The organism is Pseudomonas sp. PVC-3-1 (assembly GCF_057444315.1).
In genome coordinates this window covers 4,260,790-4,275,181 of the sequence record NZ_CM172023.1, presented here as the reverse complement: position 1 = coordinate 4,275,181, position 14,392 = coordinate 4,260,790, and the positions used below count along the sequence as shown (strand labels likewise).

Sequence of the window (14,392 nt, the reverse complement as noted above, 5' to 3'; positions counted from 1 at the left end):
CATGCGCATCGCGATCATTGGCAGCGGCATCTCCGGCCTCACCTGCGCGCATCTGCTGGCGCGCGCCCATGAGGTCTGCGTCTTCGAAGCTTCCGACTGGATCGGTGGCCACACCCACACCGTGGATGTCGACTGGCAGGGCCAGCGTTACGCCGTGGACACCGGTTTCATCGTCTTCAACGACTGGACCTATCCTAGCTTCATCCAGTTGCTGGATCGCCTGGGCGTCGCCTCGCGGCCGACCCAGATGAGCTTTTCCGTGCACGATCCGGCCACCGGCCTGGAGTACAACGGCCACGACCTCAACACCCTGTTCGCCCAGCGGCGCAATCTGCTCTCGCCCGGCTTCTGGGGCATGTTGCAGGACATCCTGCGCTTCAACCGCGAAGCGCTCGAAGACCACGCCGAGCAGCGCATTCCACTGACGCTGACGCTGGGCGATTACCTGCGCGCCGGCAGCTATGGCGATCGCTTCATCGAGCATTACATCGTGCCCATGGGCTCGGCTATCTGGTCGATGTCGCGCACCCGCATGCTGGATTTCCCGTTGCAGTTCTTCCTGCGCTTCTTCGCCAACCATGGCCTGCTGTCGGTGAACAACCGGCCGCAATGGCGGGTCGTGGAGGGCGGCTCGCGCAGCTATGTGGCGCCTTTGACGGCGGGGTATCGCCAGCGTATCCGCCTGAACTGCCCGGTGCATCGCGTCAGGCGCGACGCCCAGGGCGTGGAGATATACAGCGCCGCGGGTAGCGAGCGGTTCGACAAGGTCGTGTTCGCCTGCCACAGCGACCAGGCCCTAGCTCTGCTGGAGGTGCCCAACGTGGATGAACAGGCGGTGCTCGGGGCTCTCGGCTATGCCAGCAACGAAGTCGTACTGCATACCGACAGCCGCCTTTTACCGCGGCGTCGTCGCGCCTGGGCGAGCTGGAACTATCACCTCGGCGGTCCGGAGCATGCGCCCGCCGCGCTGACGTACAACATGAACCTGCTCCAGGGCATTGAGGCCCCGGTGACCTTCTGCGTCAGCCTCAACCAGACGGAGCACATCGACCCGGCGAAGGTGCTGGCCCGCTTCGACTATGCCCATCCGCAATTCAGCCTGGAGGGCATCGCGGCCCAGGCGCGGCGCGGCCTGCTGCAGGGCCGGTTGCACAGTTATTTCTGCGGTGCCTACTGGGGCAACGGCTTCCACGAAGACGGAGTGGTTAGCGCCCTGGAAGTCGCCGGCCATTTCGGGGAGCGGCTATGAACAGCAGCCTGTGCCGTGGGTGGGTGGCGCACCGGCGCCTACTTCCTCGAGAGCATGCCTTCCGCTATCCGGTGGGCATGATCCTGCTGGATCTGGCCGAGCAATCGTCTCTGATGCGGCTCTCACCGTTGTTGCGGGCTTCGCGTTTTGCTCCGCTGAGTTGGCGGGAGAGTGATTACCTGCCGGCATGGACAGGGCAGAGGATGCCGCTGGAGGAGGCGGTGCGCGCACTACTGCACGAGGCGCTGGGAGAGGCGCCCATGGGGTCGATCCGACTGCTCACCCAACTGCGTAGCTGGGGGATGTGGTTCAACCCGGTGAGCTTCTACTTCTGCCACGACCGTGAAGGCCGGCTGGCCGCGATCCTCTGCGAGGTGCGCAACACGCCCTGGCGCGAGCGCTTCCACTACGTGCTGCCGGTGAAGCCCGGCGCGCCCCAGGAATTCGCGGTGGCCAAGGCCTTCCATGTCTCGCCGTTCCTGCCCAGGGAGATGGAGTACCGCATGCGCTTTCACCTCGATCAGTCCCGCGTGCATGTGCAAATGGAGAACTGGGGTGACGGCCGCCGTGTGTTTCAGGCCCAGCTCGATCTCCACTTACAGCCGCTGGACCGTGCATCGCTGCGGCGGCATCTGCTGGCATTTCCCTGGATGAGCCTGCGCACCGTTGCAGCCATCTACTGGCAGGCGTTGCGCCTGCTGTTCAAGCGCATCCCTTTGCACGACCACCAGGCGAGCGACCACCGCCTGGGTGTCGGCCACCGTGCCGTCGAGGAGCCCGACCATGTCAGAACCGACCCTGAGCGCCGATAAGGCCAGCACCGCCGCGCCCCTGGCCGGCAACCTGTTCCGCCAGGCGGTGATCGCCCGCCTGCGCCAACTGCGGTACGGATGGCTACAGGTGCGGCGTGGCGACAGCCTGCTGGACTTCGGCGACCGGCTCAGCCCCTTGTGCGCGGTGATCGACGTCCATGACGACGCCGTGTGGGGGATGGTGGCGTGCAACGGTTCGATTGGTGCGGGGGAGGCTTACATACAGGGTTACTGGAGCAGCCCTGACCTGGCGCTGGTCACCCGACTGTTCGTCGCCAACCTGGACGTGCTCGACTCGATGGAAGGCGGCCTTGCCCTCTTCGCCAGACCGGCGCTGCGTCTGCTGCACTGGCTCAACCGCAACAGCCGCAGCGGGTCGCAGCGCAATATCCGCGCGCACTACGACCTGGGTAACGACCTGTTCGAGCGCCTGCTGGACCCGACGCTGATGTATTCCTCGGCGGTGTTCCAAAGCCCTTCGCAGAGCCTGGAACAGGCGCAGTTGAACAAGCTGGACGTCATCTGCCGGAAGCTCGATCTGCAACCGCAGGATCATCTGCTGGAGATCGGCACCGGCTGGGGCAGCCTCGCGCTGTATGCTGCCACCCATTATGGCTGTCGTGTGACGACCACGACGCTGTCGGAGCAGCAATACGCCTGCGCCCAATACCGCATCCGCGAATGCGGCCTGGAGGACCGCGTAACCCTGCTGATGCAGGATTACCGCGAGTTGCGTGGGAGCTACGACAAGCTGGTGTCCATCGAAATGATCGAGGCAGTCGGTCATCGCTACCTGCCCGACTACTTCCGTCGCTGCGCTGCCTTGCTCAAGGACGACGGGCTGATGCTGCTGCAGTCCATCACCATCCGCGACCAGCGCTACGAGCAGGCGCGGCGGTCGGTGGACTTCATCCAGCGCTACATCTTTCCCGGCGGCGCGCTGCCCTCGATCACCACGCTGCTGCAGACCGCGACGCAGCACACAGCGCTCAACCTCGTGCACTTGGAGGATTTTGCCGGGGACTATGCGCTGACCCTGCGGCATTGGCGCGACAACCTGCGGCAGGCGCGCGCCGAGTTGATGGAGCTGGGCTATGACGAGAGCTTCCAGCGCCTGTGGGAGTTCTACCTGTGCTATTGCCAGGGCGGCTTCGAGGAGCGCGCCATCGGCGTAGCGCATCTGCTGTGGGCCGGGCCTGCGGCGCGCAAGGCGAGCCTGGCGGATCACCTGGACGCCTGATGCACCGGCGCCTGCCCCTGCTGGCCAACGCGATCTGGCTGCAGCTTGGCTGGTGGGGTTGTGTGCTCGGGGCGCAGCGGCCCGTGCTGTTGGGTGTGGTAGCGCTCGGGCTGCTGGCGCACCTGGCGTTGTGTCGGCGAAAAGTGGAGGAGGGCATCGCGGTTTTCGGCGTAGCCCTGGCCGGTTGCGTGCTGGATGCGACGCTGGGTTGGCTGGGTTTTTTCGATTTTCACGAGGCCTTGTTGCCAGCCTGGCTGGTCCTGCTCTGGCTGGTGTTCGCCAGCGGGTTGCGCCACAGCCTGGCCTGGGCCGCGCGACCGGTCTGGCGCGGCGCCTGCCTGGGCGCTCTGGGCGGGCCGTTGGCGTATTGTGCGGGCGCACCGCTGGCAGGAGTGGGCCTACCCCTGGGCATCGCGTGGTCGGCGTTGCTGCTGGCGCTGGTGTGGGCGGCCGCGCTACCGCTGATGCTGCGCTTCGCGCTTGGCCGGTGAGCGTCGGCAGCGCTCGGAGCAATAAAGCACCTCATCCCAACAACGTGCCCAGCGCCGCCGCCAGGTGAAAGGGCGGCTGCAGACGGCGCAGATCTTTTGCGGCAGCACCGATTTCCTCATAGCGCCTGCCCCGCATCCAGGCGCGCGAGCAGTGCCTCGCCGTGTTGCCACAGGGCCAGGCTGCGTTCATCGTCCATGCGTTGCAGGTTGCGATAGGGCATCGACAACCGCGGATTGTTGCCGAGCCGCTCGCGGTGGCGCATGAGGAAGTGCCAGTACAGGGCATTGAAGGGGCAGGCATCTTCCTCTGTCGCCTTGTCGACCCGGTAACGGCACGAGCCGCAGTAGTCGGACATCCGCTGGATGTACCGCCCGCTCGCGCAATAAGGCTTGGAGCCGAGGTAGCCGCCATCGGCGTGCATCACCATGCCCAGCGTGTTGGGCAGTTCGACCCAGTCGAAGGCATCCAGGTACACGGCCAGGTACCAGTCACAGATGGCCGGGGGCGCGATGCCCGCCAGCAAGGCGAAATTGCCTGTGACCATGAGTCGCTGGATATGATGCGCGTAGCCCAGCTCCAGGGTCTGGCCGATCGCCTGGGCCATGCAGCGCATGTCCGTTTTGCCGGTCCAGTAGAACGTCGGCAGTGGGCGGTGATTGCCCAGCACGTTGAGCTGGGCGTACTCGGGCATGCGCAGCCAGTAAATGCCATGCACGTACTCGCGCCAGCCGACCAGTTGGCGAATGAAGCCCTCGGCCGCGTTCAACGGGACCCGTCCCTGGCGATAGGCTTGCTCCACATCCTCGCCAAGCTGACGCACCTCCAGCAACCCGATGTTCAGCGCGGCGCTGATGCGGGCGTGGAACAGGTAGGGCTCGCCTTCGGCCATGGCGTCCTGGTAGTCACCGAAAGCTGGCAGGGAGAACTCCAGGAAGTGCTGCCAGAGCTCCTGTGCCTGGGAGTGGGTCACCGGATAGTCGAATCCTTCCAGGCGACCGTAGTGGTCGCTGAAGTGCGCGCCGACCAGGGTCATTACCTCGCGGGTGGTGTCGTCCTGCCCGAAGCGCGCCGGAAACGGGCCTCGCAGCCCGCGCGGCAGCGGTTTGCGGTTCTCCGCGTCGAGATTCCAGGTGCCACCTACGGGGTGGCCGTCGGGCTCCATCAACAGTCCGGTGCGCCGGCGCATCTCCCGGTAGAAGTGCTCCATGCGCAATTGTCGACGCGCCCCGGCCCAGCGCGCGAATTCCTCGCGGCTGCACAGGAAGCGGCGGTCTTCGTGCCAGCTCAGCGGCACCGCGCTGTCTCGCAGCGCCTGCTCCAGCCGCCACTCGCCGCATTCGGTGAAATGCACCTGCGGTTCACCCAGAGCGGCATGCCAGCGTTCGACTTCGCCGGCGATGCTGCCGCTGTTGTCGGGATCGTCCAACGTCACGTAGATCACCCGCCAACCGCGCTCGCGCAGCGCCTGGGCGAAGTGGCGCATGGCGCTGAAGATCAGCACGATCTTCTGCGGATGATGGGGCACATAGCGTGCCTCCTGATTCACCTCGGCCATCAGGATCGCGTCCTGGGCGGGGTCCAGCGCCTCGAACAGCGAGAGCTCGAAGCTCAACTGATCGCCCAGCAGCAGACCGAGCCGGCGTGGCTTCTCCATCATTCGCGGCGCTCCAGCGAAAGTGGCACACGAAGCGGCGCAACGGCTGTCGGATGTGAAGCGCAGATCTCGTCGTGGACGCAATGCTGCACCAGCTCGCAGGGTAGCGACGCCCATTCGGCCAGCACTGCACGTACCTCGGTGGTCGAGCGCAACTGCAGCACCTGCTCGCGTTCGCCGCGAATCGGCCGCAAACCCTCGGCCAGGCGCGCCTGCAGCACATAGAATCCGCCCTCCAGCGAAATCACTTCGATAGCCTGGATATGCCCGGCCGTGGCGGCCTGTGCGAATTCCTGCAACGTCATGGAGTACTCCTGGCCGGCACGGCCGTCGGAATAAAGGTGTGCGCCTGCCTCAGCTTCTGCTGGGATCCGCGGCGCCCTCTCGGCGGAAGAACAAGGTCACCTGCCCGAGTTCGACACCGAACTTGCGCATGCTGGAGCGGTTGATCAGCGTGTCGTCGTCCATGAGGTACATCCAGTCGTCGAAGCTCACTTCCCAGGTGGTGCCGTCAACTTCCAGGTTCAGGCGGTAGCGCCAGCGCAGTGCGTTGCCGGCGACTTCTCCGGTGGCTTCGCCCACCACGTCGGCGGCGCGTCCCCGCCAGCGTCCGGTGCCGTCGGGGGTCAGGGTCCAGACGCGCTGCTGGCGCGTACCGTCGCTGTAGAGGAAACGCTCATCGAGGATCAGTCGCTCGCCTTCGCGGCGGCTGGTGATGTCCACCGCGAAGCGCTTGACCACTTCGCCCGAGGGTTTCTGGAAGATGCCCCAGGCTTTCACCGGGCCGGCGAAGAATACCGGCAGGTCCAGGCTCGGGCGCTCCTTGGCATAGTGTTCGACGCCGACATTGCCGCAGCTGCCCAGCAGCAGGCTGGCGATGATCAGGAACAGGCGCATCGTGAGGTTCATGGTTGCTCTCCGCTCAGGCCCAGCAGGTCCCGGCGCAGTTCGGGATTGCGCGTGCGCGGGTCCAGCCAGATGGAAAAGAACGCCCGGGCGAAGCGGGCGTCGCTCACCGCATGGCGAAGCCTGCCGTCGACATAGAAGCGGCAGCCCACGCCGGGCAGATAGACCCCGGTGATCCGTTGCCCGGGCTGCACATCGACGAAGGCCTGGCGCATCTCGCGTGCCCAGCCCGCCAGTTGGGCTTCGTCGTCGCTGCCCAGGCGGCGCATTTCGTCGAGGCTGGCCTGCACCAGGGTGTCCTGCGACAGCGCGCGCCGATAGACCAGCTCCAGCGCGAAGGCCTGCGCCCAGCCTGAGAGTGCGCCGGCGCTCCAGAGATGCGCCTCGTACACCACGAAGCCGAGCCAGGTGAACTGGCCCTGACCAACCTGCGTGGCTCCCGGGATTTCGTTGCGCCAGTCGGCGCTGCCCGGCGAGGCCCACAGACCACAGAGTAGGGTGAGTGCCAGACAGAGAGAAAAGGGACAGGTCGGAACGCGCATGACATCGGCCTATGAATACTGACCTTAATATTTGTACAAAAAATACAATATGTATAGATAATGGATGAATGGCCGCTCTGGCTTTCTGCCCCAGGGGTAAGCACCGGGTGCGAGCGCCCCAAACCGACGTTCACAGCACTGCTACCAGGCATGACGGAACCCTGTGCATACAACTCTTGCGTAGAATTGTGTGCATAAGTTGATTTTTGTATAGATAATGTCGCGCTCGCTCATTCCGCCAGTGCGCGCAATGATTCCCCAGTCTGCCGATAACCACGCCATGGCCCACGATCTGTCCCTGACCCGAAACCAACGCCTGTTGCGCAGCGCGTGCATTGCCGGCGCCCTGTGCGGCGCCATCGGCCTGTTCGCCTGGAGCGCCGGCTGGCTTGGAGCCGACCGCCTCACCAGCGCTCAACTGATCGATCGGATGGAGGCCAACGCCGGCGTCCACCCCGGATACCGCCGCGCCCATCCGCGTGGGATCTGCTTTAGCGGCTATCTCGAAGTGAGCGGCGACGTGGCGCCGCTGTCGCGGGCAGCGCTGCTGCGAGCAGGGCGGGTACCGGTGCTGGGGCGGCTCTCGGTAGGCGCGGGAAATCCCCATGCCGCGGACACCAGCGTACCTGTGCGCAGCATGGCGCTCCTGCTGCGCCAGCCCGATGGCCAGCAGTGGCGCATGGCGATGAACAATCCGCCGGTGCTCGCGGTACGCACGCCGGAGGATTTCTACGAGCAACTGGGTGCCATGCGGCCGGACCCGGGGACAGGCAAAAACGACCCCGTGCGGGTCAAGCAATTCTTCGATGCACACCCCGAAAGCGCCGAGTTTCGTGCCTGGGCGGCCGCGTACCGGCCGAGCGACAGCTTCGCCAGCACGGCGTACAACAGCATCAACGCCTTCGTCCTAGTCGATGCGCAAGGTCAGCGCCATGCGGTGCGATGGTCGATGGTGCCGCAACTGGCCGCTACGCCACTCGGCTCTCAGGGCGTGGCTGACGATGCCTTGCAGCAGGACCTGCTGCAGCGTCTGAAGTCCGGCCCGCTGCGCTGGACGTGGCGATTCACCCTGGCGGACAGCGGTGATGCGGTGAACGATCCGACCCATGCGTGGCCTGCCGAGCGCACGCAGTTGGAAGCCGGAAACCTGGTGATTGAGCAGGCGCGCGCACAGCTGGAAGGCGACTGCTACGGCTTCAATTTCGACCCGCTGATCCTGCCCGATGGCGTGGAGCCCAGCGGCGACGCCATCCTGCGCGCACGCTCATCGGCCTATGCACAGTCCTATCGGCGCCGGACCTTCGAAGGTCAGCCCGCCAGCCAGCAGCCGGGAGATCAACCGTGAAAGCGCCTGTCGATTCCTTCCATCCGCTGCTTCGCCTGCTGCATGGCTTGATGGCTTTGCTGGTGATTGCCATGTTGTTCATCGGCGTTGCGATGGTTGCCAGCGTCGGCGGCAGCCAGCCCCAACTGGTGGCGTGGCACAAACAGATCGGGTTGGCCTTGCTGGTGCTTCTGCTCGTCCGCCTGCTCGTGCGCAGCGTCACGGCGCGTCCGGCCCTGCCGGCATCCGTGAATACCTGGCAGCGTCACCTGGCCGGCCTGGTACACCTTGCGCTGTATGGTCTGCTGATTGCGCAACCCTTGGTCGGCTGGGCCATGCAAGGCGCCGCGGGTTATCCGCTGCGCTTGGCGGGCTGGCACGTGCCGCCGCTGGTCGATGCCAATGCGGACCTTTATGGCCTGCTCCGCTTCGCCCACAGCTGGATAGCCTACGGTCTCTTCGCCTTGATCCTTGCGCATGCCGGCGCCGCGCTGGTTCATGCGCTGCTGCATCGCGACGGTGTCTGGCAGAGCATGTGGCGGGTTCGCTCCAGCAAGGCGTGCGACAGCTGAGCAGCGCCAGCACGTCTGTCGGCCAGCAATCCCGGCGCGGGAGGTCGTCCGCTATCGAACTGAGGCGAAGCCGACAGCTGATTGCCGGCAGCCGCCTTCAATGGACCTGCTGGCTGCGGTATTCGCCGGGCGTCATGCCTGTCCAGCCCTGAACATATGCACGGTCAGCCCCGTAAGGGCGCAGGCTATCAGTACCTGAATCACACCCCGCTTGTAGCGGAACAGGGCGATTGCGGCTGCCAGGGCGATCAGCGCCGAGGGCCAGTCAAAATGCCCCTCGAACCCGGTGGGCCAGAGCACGTGGTAGCCGAAGAACAGTGCCAGGTTCAGGATCACACCCACCACCGCAGCGGTGATACCGGTGAGCGGCGCCGTGAACTTCAGTTCGTTGTGCGTCGACTCCACCAGCGGCCCGCCGGCGAGGATGAACAGGAACGATGGCAGGAAGGTGAACCAGGTGACGAGGCTTGCCGCGACAGCGCCTGCCAGGAATGGATGGTCGGCGCCGAACATCGGCTGGACGTAGCCCCCCACGAAGCCTACGAAAGCCACCACCATGATCAGTGGCCCCGGTGTGGTTTCGCCCAGGGCCAGGCCGTCGATCATCTGGGTTGGAGACAGCCAGCCGTAGTGACCGACTGCGCCCTGATAGACATAAGGCAACACAGCGTAGGCGCCACCAAAGGTGAGCAGTGCCGCCTTGGTGAAGAACCAGCCCATCTGCGTGAGTGTCCCGTGCCAGCCGAAAGTGGCCGTCAGCAGCCCCATCGGCAGCAGCCATAGGGCCGCGCCGACCAGCAGCAGTTGCAGCAGGCGTGCCCAACGGAACCGTGCGTGATCGGGAGTAGGGGTGTCGTCATCGATCAGGGCGGGTCCGTAGCCGGCTTTGCCTGCCTGGTGCCCCCCGCCGATAACGAACTTGGTTGGCAGTAATCGACCACCCATGTAACCGAGGAGGGCAGCTCCCAGGACGATCAGTGGGAAGGGGACGTTCAGCGCAAAGATCGCGACAAAGGAGGCTGCAGCGATGGACCACAACCAGCCATTTTTCAACGCGCGTGAACCAATACGGTGGGCGGCGTGGACGACAATGGCGGTCACTGCTGGTTTGATGCCGTAGAAGAGGCCGGCCACGACCGGTACTTCGCCGAAGGCGATGTACACCCACGAGAGACCGATCAGGATGAACAGCGATGGCAGCACGAACAGCGCGCCCGCTATCACTCCGCCCCAGGTGCGGTGCATCAGCCAGCCGATGTAGGTGGCCAACTGCTGAGCCTCGGGGCCAGGCAACAACATGCAGTAGTTGAGTGCATGCAGGAAGCGCCGCTCGCTGATCCAGCGCCGCCGCTCGACTAGCTCCTGGTGCATGATCGAAATCTGCCCGGCGGGGCCGCCGAAGCTGATGAACCCGAGCTTGAGCCAGAAAAGGAAGGCGGATAACAGTCCAACCGGCCTGGCGTGATTCGCGGTGGTATCGGTCGCGTCCAGGTGTGTTTCAGCCATTACTCTTTTCCTCACTCGCAAACGCGATAAGCAAACCGTCGAATACGCCGGCAGCCGCCTGCAGGAGCAAGTCATCGTCAGTGATGCTCTCGCGCAGCCCCGCCAGTACACGCTCAATGCCGGAAGCTTCAGCGGGCTGGGCACCGCCCACGTCAAGGTAATGCACCAGACCGGCCAGACGACCGAGTCCGGGGGCTTCTAGCTGGAAGCTCTCCTGCAGTGTTTCGAAGGTGACGCGCGGCCCGTTGTGGGTGAACGTGGCACCATCAAAATCGAAACCCAGAGCATCGTTCGGGCAATCACCAGGCGACTCCAGCCAGAGAATTTGCGCATCCGAATCGATGAATCTGCGAATCAACCAGGCACTGGCAAGCCGATCCACCCATGGACGGCGGCGGGTTGCCCAGCGGCGGCCCTGGAAGTCCGCGCAAGCTAACCGCTCGATGGGGATCTCGCGAGCGCTTGGCTCATCGGGTGACAAGGCACGGCTGATGGCCGTTTCCAGGTCTTTCAATGCCAGGTCGACCTGTTCCCTTGCGTCACCTGAGAAGAAGTCGATGGCAACGATCTGTCCGAAGCTCTTGCGCAGCTTCCTGACCTGACGTGCCGTTTGCAGAGCGTTGTCGGGAGAAATCTCGGCATGGCACGCCGAGATTTCCTCGCGAAGCTTGATGTACTCCTCGGCGCGATCAAATAGAGCGGCAAAGCGCTCGGCAGGCTCCTGGACAGAAAACAGAAGGGCAGTGCCGTTGATGGCCAGGACGTCACGCTCGATGGCCTCCAGCGCGGCGCGTCCCGCCTCCTGATCAGGTAGCAGGTAGACGCCATCGCGCAGGACAGCAGCTCCACAGCCTTTCAGGGCTCGCCAGGCGCGCATGCGTTCGGTGGCGTTCGCAGTAGGTAATCCGAGTACCAGTAGCAGCCAATTCATCTATAGAGATCACAACAAAAATTGTTTGTATCTCTACAGTAGCAGTTTGCACATGTACGTAAAGTGAGACCTAGTGCGGCAACGAGGTGGTAGGGCGTTATCGGATCGGGTCAGGGGTGGTGGAACGTCCGCTCCTGGCAGGTTGCTGTCTCTGACGAGGGGCTGCTACCGACCCATAGCGGACGTGCACTTCTAGACTATTGGGATTGCCCATTGGCAGCGTTGCATGGTCCCCAACCAACCAGACGCTTGTCATTCATCGCTCTTATTCTCTCTCATCGCGCCGTTAATAACTCTCAGGGCTCCTTGACCTTAAAGCTAACTTTAATCTTAGGGTTCCGCACAGACACCGCCAACTGAGTCGGTGCACAGATGCTGCCTCCTCTGGCGGAGCCAGCCCAACACGCGGAGACCTTCGATATGAAACCTGTTTCACTTGCCCTTGCTTGTGGCCTTCTTAGCGCCGCCATAGCGGTGCCTTCCTGGGCTTCACAACCAACCGATCCAGCGGCCGCCCAGGCCGCCACGACGATTGCCGGGCAAGTCATCCCTGTCGTGAAAGGGGGATTGTACGATCGCTACCACTCCAACCCGCCACTCTCGGTGATTGCTCAGGAGGCTCCGGATATCGACCTGAGCTGGTTCAAGACCCTGACAAAGACCAAGGTCGACATGGGCTTTGAGTCCTATTCCCCGAATTTCTATTACAACAACAGCCGGGTCACCGTGGTCTTCACAGCCGATCTGGACAGACTCCGGGGTCTGATGCCCGCCAAGGTCCTGGAGCAGGTGCAGCCACTACAGATCTGGCCTGGCCGAGGTCTGGTGGCGCTGACTGCCTACGCCTATCACTACTGCGACAACGACAGTTACAACAAAATTGCCTTGTCCATCGTCACCAACAAGCCAGGCCGCAGCAACCTGGGGCCCATCAGCCTGATCAGCCAATCGATGAGCAGGGACCTGTGGGGGTATGTGTTGAAGCTGCCGGTCAACACCGAGCTGGCCAGAGTGCGCGGCGTGGTCGGCTACAACCTGCCCAAATGGCTGACACCTATCGACTATCGTGAGACGGACAAATCGGTGGTGGTGAGCATCAGCGATAGCCAGACCGGCAAGGTCGACGTGACCCTGGAAACAGCGAAGCTTGCTGATCTGTCGCAGGACGTCGAACTGGTCACCAACAGTTTCACTAATCTCGATCACAAGGCAGAGCTCAGCTACGGCTATGCGGTCTCCCGGCAGCTGCACCATGCCTCCACGACAAGTTCGGACGCCGTCAAGCTGAGCCTGAGCGACGGCAGCCTGTCGACCTACATCAAGTCACTGAAACTGGGGTCGATGCTGAAGTACGAGTATGTGCCGCAGTTCCAGAGTGCCTTGTATGCGCCGGCACCGCTGCAGACGATGCTGCCGCGCGATTGAGTGTTGCGGGTTCCCAGGGCCAAGTGAGGAAATCGCATGCAGACCATCTTGGGCGCCACCGGCCAGATTGCGGTGGAACTGGCGCGAGAGCTTAACCGCGCCTATACAACAAATCTGCGACTTGTGAGCCGCCGACCTGAGAAGGTCAACGACTCCGACTCCCTGGTGCCGGCCGACCTGCTTGATGCCGGCCAGGCTGCCAGGGCGGTAGAGGGTAGCAGCATCGTCTACTTCACTGCGGGCCTGCCGCCGGATACGCGGCTGTGGGAAGAGCAGTTTCCAACGATGCTCAAGAACGCGCTGGATGCGACCCGAGCGGCAAAGGCCAAGTTCGTCTATTTCGACAACACCTACATGTACCCGCAGGATGGCCGTGTACTGACCGAAGCATCCGTATTCGAACCCGTAGGCCGCAAAGGCAAGGTGCGTGCTGCGATGGCGTCGATGGTCCTGCAGGAGGCGGCACGGGGCGAAATCCCCGTCGTTATCGGACGAGCCCCCGAGTTCTACGGTCCTGACAAGACGCAGAGCATTACCAATACGTTGGTCATCGACAAGATCAAGTTGGGCCAGACGCCGCGAGTGCCGGTGCGCGACGACACCCGGCGCACGCTCATCTGGACTCCCGACGCGAGCCGCGCGCTGGCGGCCTTGGGTAACGCCGCGGACACGTTCGGGCAAACCTGGCATTTGCCCTGCGACGATGATCGCCTGACCTACCGACAGATCGTGGCGTTGGCATCCGAACTGGTCGGTCGTGAGCCCTCTTATCGAGTGCTCGGCAAGTGGACTTTGATAGCCGCCGGCCTGCTATCCCGGCAGGTCCGCGAACTTCGCGAGCTACTGCCGCGCTATGAGCGCGACAACCTGTTCGACTCGGCGAAATTCAAGCGGCGCTTCCCGGAGTTCAAGGTGACCACTTATCGCCGAGGGCTCGAGCAGCTCTTTGCAGAATCCAGCCCGAATCCGTTTGAAAGGTAAACCGTCATGCCCCGTCGCATTCTCCATGTCGTCTCCAACGTGGCTCACTTCGACAATCCCGACGAGCCAACCGGCTTGTGGCTGTCGGAGCTCTCTCACGCTTACGACCTCTTTGCTGCCCAGGGCTACGAGCAGCGGTTGGTAAGCCCCAAGGGGGGAGCAATACCTCTGGAGCCACGCTCACTCAAATGGCCGAACGCCGATGCCTCCGCTAAACGTTGGTTGGCTGACCCCGCCAGCATGGCGTTGCTCTCGCACACCGCCTCGCCGGGAGAGTTATGCGGCAAGGATTTCGATGCGATCTACTTCACCGGCGGTCACGCCGTGATGTACGACTATCCGGATGATGAAGGGCTGCAGCGACTCGCCCGCGAGGTCTATGAGCATGGAGGCATCGTTGCCTCCGTATGCCATGGCTATTGCGGCCTTTTGAACACTCGGCTATCGGACGGCTCGTTGCTCGTCGCAGGGCGACGCGTGACCGGCTTTACCTGGATGGAAGAGATCCTGGCAGGGGTGGCTAAACAGGTGCCTTACAACGCCGAGGAAGAGATGAAGCGACGTGGCGCCCGATTCGAAAAGGCGCTGGTTCCCTTTACGCCGAAGGCTGTGGTGGATGGCCGCCTGGTGACAGGGCAGAACCCTCAGTCAGCCAAGGTCACTGCCAAACGGGTCATTTCAGTACTGAGCGCCTGAAGACAACCAATTGTTGGCCCTGGAGACCCGATGAACCCTCAGATGGGTTTTGCTCCTGGAAT

16 protein-coding genes are annotated in these 14,392 nt (G+C 63.5%); 9 read left to right on the top strand and 7 right to left on the bottom strand.

Annotation, left to right across the window (positions count from 1 at the left end; all coding sequences use genetic code 11):
- The first annotated feature begins 1 nt into the window (after nucleotide 1).
- From AC2T4A_RS19800 to AC2T4A_RS19785, 4 genes are read left to right on the top strand one after another with little or no spacing between them, the layout of a single operon-like run.
- Nucleotides 2–1,249 (top strand): NAD(P)/FAD-dependent oxidoreductase, encoded by a 1,248-nt coding sequence (locus tag AC2T4A_RS19800; RefSeq protein WP_218435926.1) that lies wholly within the window; start codon nucleotides 2–4, stop codon nucleotides 1,247–1,249.
- On the top strand, nucleotides 1,246–2,061 hold the full coding sequence (locus tag AC2T4A_RS19795; protein ID WP_045217882.1) for a DUF1365 domain-containing protein: 816 nt from the start codon (nucleotides 1,246–1,248) through the stop codon (nucleotides 2,059–2,061). The genes AC2T4A_RS19800 and AC2T4A_RS19795 overlap by 4 nt, the downstream gene beginning before the upstream one ends.
- Nucleotides 2,033–3,301, top strand: coding sequence for an SAM-dependent methyltransferase (locus tag AC2T4A_RS19790; protein WP_045217881.1), 1,269 nt, complete (start codon nucleotides 2,033–2,035; stop codon nucleotides 3,299–3,301). The genes AC2T4A_RS19795 and AC2T4A_RS19790 overlap by 29 nt, the downstream gene beginning before the upstream one ends.
- The gene (locus tag AC2T4A_RS19785; protein ID WP_045217880.1) at nucleotides 3,301–3,792 is read left to right on the top strand and encodes a DUF2878 domain-containing protein; all 492 of its coding nucleotides are present in this window, start codon (nucleotides 3,301–3,303) and stop codon (nucleotides 3,790–3,792) included. Before AC2T4A_RS19790 ends, AC2T4A_RS19785 begins: the two co-directional genes overlap by 1 nt.
- Here AC2T4A_RS19785 and AC2T4A_RS19780 read toward each other — a convergent pair.
- The 5 genes from AC2T4A_RS19780 to AC2T4A_RS19760 are packed head-to-tail and all read right to left on the bottom strand — an operon-like array spanning nucleotide 3,757 to nucleotide 6,895.
- Entirely contained in the window at nucleotides 3,757–3,912 is a 156-nt protein-coding gene (locus tag AC2T4A_RS19780; RefSeq protein WP_081754091.1) for a DUF2256 domain-containing protein, read from the bottom strand. The genes AC2T4A_RS19785 and AC2T4A_RS19780 overlap by 36 nt on opposite strands.
- Nucleotides 3,909–5,450 (bottom strand): cryptochrome/photolyase family protein, encoded by a 1,542-nt coding sequence (locus AC2T4A_RS19775; RefSeq protein WP_045217879.1) that lies wholly within the window; start codon nucleotides 5,448–5,450, stop codon nucleotides 3,909–3,911. The genes AC2T4A_RS19780 and AC2T4A_RS19775 overlap by 4 nt, the downstream gene beginning before the upstream one ends.
- On the bottom strand, nucleotides 5,447–5,752 hold the full coding sequence (locus tag AC2T4A_RS19770) for a DUF6482 family protein (protein WP_024766865.1): 306 nt from the start codon (nucleotides 5,750–5,752) through the stop codon (nucleotides 5,447–5,449). Before AC2T4A_RS19770 ends, AC2T4A_RS19775 begins: the two co-directional genes overlap by 4 nt.
- Before the next feature lie 49 nt (nucleotides 5,753–5,801).
- A complete protein-coding gene (locus AC2T4A_RS19765) occupies nucleotides 5,802–6,356 on the bottom strand; it encodes a DUF3833 domain-containing protein (RefSeq protein WP_045217878.1) in 555 nt (184 codons plus the stop codon).
- Nucleotides 6,353–6,895, bottom strand: a complete 543-nt coding sequence (locus AC2T4A_RS19760; RefSeq protein ID WP_082085936.1) for a chalcone isomerase family protein — start codon at nucleotides 6,893–6,895, stop codon at nucleotides 6,353–6,355. The genes AC2T4A_RS19765 and AC2T4A_RS19760 overlap by 4 nt, the downstream gene beginning before the upstream one ends.
- A gap of 280 nt (nucleotides 6,896–7,175) precedes the next feature.
- Here AC2T4A_RS19760 and AC2T4A_RS19755 point away from each other — a divergent pair, with 280 nt between their 5' ends.
- Both AC2T4A_RS19755 and AC2T4A_RS19750 read left to right on the top strand, forming a co-directional pair.
- A complete protein-coding gene (locus tag AC2T4A_RS19755; RefSeq protein WP_045217877.1) occupies nucleotides 7,176–8,240 on the top strand; it encodes a catalase family peroxidase in 1,065 nt (354 codons plus the stop codon).
- The gene (locus AC2T4A_RS19750; RefSeq protein WP_082085935.1) at nucleotides 8,237–8,791 is read left to right on the top strand and encodes a cytochrome b; all 555 of its coding nucleotides are present in this window, start codon (nucleotides 8,237–8,239) and stop codon (nucleotides 8,789–8,791) included. The genes AC2T4A_RS19755 and AC2T4A_RS19750 overlap by 4 nt, the downstream gene beginning before the upstream one ends.
- 132 nt (nucleotides 8,792–8,923) lie before the next feature.
- Here the strand turns inward: AC2T4A_RS19750 and chrA are convergent, their stop codons facing one another.
- On the bottom strand, nucleotides 8,924–10,297 hold the full coding sequence (gene chrA, locus AC2T4A_RS19745; protein WP_045217876.1) for a chromate efflux transporter: 1,374 nt from the start codon (nucleotides 10,295–10,297) through the stop codon (nucleotides 8,924–8,926).
- Nucleotides 10,290–11,228 carry a chromate resistance protein ChrB domain-containing protein gene (locus AC2T4A_RS19740; RefSeq protein ID WP_082085934.1) on the bottom strand — a complete coding sequence of 313 codons (939 nt, stop codon included), beginning with the start codon at nucleotides 11,226–11,228 and terminating at the stop codon, nucleotides 10,290–10,292. Before AC2T4A_RS19740 ends, chrA begins: the two co-directional genes overlap by 8 nt.
- Nucleotides 11,229–11,648: 420 nt before the next feature.
- Between AC2T4A_RS19740 and AC2T4A_RS19735 the strand changes: the two genes are divergently transcribed.
- Genes AC2T4A_RS19735 through AC2T4A_RS19725 form a run of 3 tightly spaced genes read left to right on the top strand, consistent with a single transcriptional unit; the run spans nucleotide 11,649 to nucleotide 14,330 of the window.
- Nucleotides 11,649–12,653 carry an acetoacetate decarboxylase (ADC) gene (locus AC2T4A_RS19735; RefSeq protein WP_486741585.1) on the top strand — a complete coding sequence of 335 codons (1,005 nt, stop codon included), beginning with the start codon at nucleotides 11,649–11,651 and terminating at the stop codon, nucleotides 12,651–12,653.
- 36 nt (nucleotides 12,654–12,689) lie between these two features.
- A complete protein-coding gene (locus tag AC2T4A_RS19730) occupies nucleotides 12,690–13,634 on the top strand; it encodes an NAD-dependent epimerase/dehydratase family protein (protein ID WP_045217890.1) in 945 nt (314 codons plus the stop codon).
- A 6-nt stretch (nucleotides 13,635–13,640) separates the two neighbouring features.
- Entirely contained in the window at nucleotides 13,641–14,330 is a 690-nt protein-coding gene (locus AC2T4A_RS19725; protein ID WP_045217889.1) for a type 1 glutamine amidotransferase domain-containing protein, read from the top strand.
- Nucleotides 14,331–14,392: the final 62 nt, after the last annotated feature.